The organism is Thiolapillus sp. (genome assembly GCF_048562965.1).
Classification (GTDB): Bacteria; Pseudomonadota; Gammaproteobacteria; order Chromatiales; family Chromatiaceae; genus Thiolapillus; species Thiolapillus brandeum_A.
In genome coordinates, this window is the sequence record NZ_JBHNMF010000601.1 from 1 (window position 1) to 1,912 (window position 1,912).

The window sequence follows — 1,912 nt, forward strand, 5'->3', positions numbered from 1 at the left end:
TTTTACGGCATCTTCCGGGAAAATCAGCTGGCCCGGGGCATTCGGTCATTGAGAATCATGATCTACAACGACAAGGGTCAAGTCACGGAAATCAACTCGAATTTCCCCTAAACAATGCATCAAAAGTGACACGGTTTGGTGGTTATGCCCTATCAGGCATGATCACCAAACAAACCAGCTTTTCCCGTAAGGGCCTCTGTGGTGGAGGAAAAACCAACCAAAAAACCGCCGTGCAGACGGCGTAACCCACTGCCATGGGAATCAGAAAAAACTGTGTTCAGGCAGAGAGCACAGTAGGTAGGCGCATACGCGCCTGGAGGTACAACAATGAAAGCAATAGCTTTCATTGGCGCTATTATGGGCGCCAGTTTTATTCTGGGCATTTGTTCGGTGCCCAGACATCAAGACCCCGTTCCCCCGGTGAAAATCATCTGGGGAGATGAGGCAGAAGTAGGGGTAGGGGGTGAAAACACTTCCGCCCCAAATCCTGATACCAGCCGACGCTGGAACGTCCGGGATATCGAATGCCTGGCCCAGAATATTTACCACGAAGCCCGTGGTGAACCTGTGGCCGGGCAAGTCGCCGTGGCCTACGTGGTCCTCAACCGCGTGGCCCGGCGAATCCGGGGGACGGATGTCTGTGAGGTCGTTTGGGCACCTCACCAGTTTTCCTGGACACGCCATCCCACCCCGATCAGGGATGCGCAAGCCTGGAGGCAGGCGTGGCAAATTGCCACCCTGGTACTGGAGCAGGCCGTCCCCAATCCGGTTGGTCCGGCAGATCATTACCATGCCGACCGGATAAGGCCCTACTGGGCCAAACAGAAGCAGAAAGTTGCAAAGATTGGCCATCATATCTTCTACTTCTGAGGTGTTGCATGCGGCATCCCTTCTTGGGTGCCGCATGCGCCCAGCCAGTATTTTCCAATCCATAAATGAGTCTGAAATCAGTGGCCTGTTTTTGCTGGTTCAGCCTGTTTTCAGTGTCTGCTCATGAATATTGTTGAATAGTTTCTGGCGTGCCTTTTTCATCTGGTCCGCCGCTTCATTGTCGCTGATTTGCAGGGCGACTTGGTTCAGTGTTTCAAAACTGATGCCGGGTTTCAAATAATTTGCTGCATCGGGCAAGGATTTCAGCTTGTCATAGGGTGTCATCATATTGGTGTAGGCATAGGTCTTGCGCTGCTTGCCCTTGGCATCCGTGGTTGTTGTTGGAAAAAAACAGGGGCAATGGCCCGTATCGTCAGCCCATTGCCCTGATCATACAGTGCTTTGATTTTGTGAATCATAACCCACTCCTTCAAGTGTGCTTCCCCCATCGATGAGTCTCTGATGGCGGGAAGCGTACGGCCCTATGGCCCGGAATGCCCCTCAGGGTGGGTCAAAATTGTTGGCCGTAGGTGGGTCAGAATAGATGGCCATTAACACCAAGACCTATGACCTGGAAGTATGGTTGCCAGGGCAGGGCAAGTATCGGGAAATATCATCTTGTTCCTGCTTTCTGGATTTCCAGGCGCGACGTATGCAGGCGCGTTGGCGTAACCCGGAAACAGGCAAGCCGGAGTTGCTGAATACGGTCAATGGTTCTGGTCTGGCAGTAGGGCGTACCCTGGTTGCTGTGCTGGAAAACTACCAACAGGCTGACGGTAGCATTCGTATTCCCCATGTATTGCAGACCTACATGGGTGGAGAAGAATTGATCGGGGCTATTTGACCATGGCAATCAGTAGCAATACAAAGCCAACGACCAGTAGCAAGGGGATAGCCGCAGACAGCCAGTCTCCTTTTTTGGCTTTTGGCCCGTTTTGCAACCAATGTTTGGCGGCAGGATACATATAGAACAGCATCATCACCACTACCACTGCGCTGGCGATTTGTAACCAGATATTCATACTTCCTTCCTCATAAAAAA

At 52.0% G+C, this 1,912-nt stretch carries 4 protein-coding genes and 1 pseudogene; 3 read left to right on the top strand and 2 right to left on the bottom strand.

The features are described 5' to 3' along the window. Together ACOCD2_RS18190 and ACOCD2_RS18195 are read left to right on the top strand one after the other, a co-directional pair. Positions 1 to 245: hypothetical protein (locus ACOCD2_RS18190; RefSeq protein WP_293885724.1), on the top strand; the 245-nt coding region annotated here is incomplete at its 5' end. Between the two features lie 82 nt (positions 246 to 327). After that, positions 328 to 870 carry a cell wall hydrolase gene (locus ACOCD2_RS18195; protein ID WP_293679614.1) on the top strand — a complete coding sequence of 181 codons (543 nt, stop codon included), beginning with the start codon at positions 328 to 330 and terminating at the stop codon, positions 868 to 870. A gap of 99 nt (positions 871 to 969) precedes the next feature. On the opposite strand, the gene ACOCD2_RS18200 is transcribed toward ACOCD2_RS18195, so the two are convergent. Continuing rightward, the gene (locus ACOCD2_RS18200) at positions 970 to 1,158 is read right to left on the bottom strand and encodes a hypothetical protein (protein ID WP_293672738.1); all 189 of its coding nucleotides are present in this window, start codon (positions 1,156 to 1,158) and stop codon (positions 970 to 972) included. 271 nt (positions 1,159 to 1,429) lie between these two features. On the opposite strand from ACOCD2_RS18200, the pseudogene ACOCD2_RS18205 reads away from it, so the two are divergent. Then, positions 1,430 to 1,714: pseudogene (locus ACOCD2_RS18205) on the top strand (aminoacyl--tRNA ligase-related protein); the annotation flags it as partial. Here ACOCD2_RS18205 and ACOCD2_RS18210 read toward each other — a convergent pair. Beyond that, the coding region (locus tag ACOCD2_RS18210; protein WP_419597640.1) for a hypothetical protein at positions 1,707 to 1,912 on the bottom strand (206 nt) is incomplete at its 5' end. The pseudogene ACOCD2_RS18205 and the gene ACOCD2_RS18210 sit on opposite strands and share 8 nt — an antisense overlap.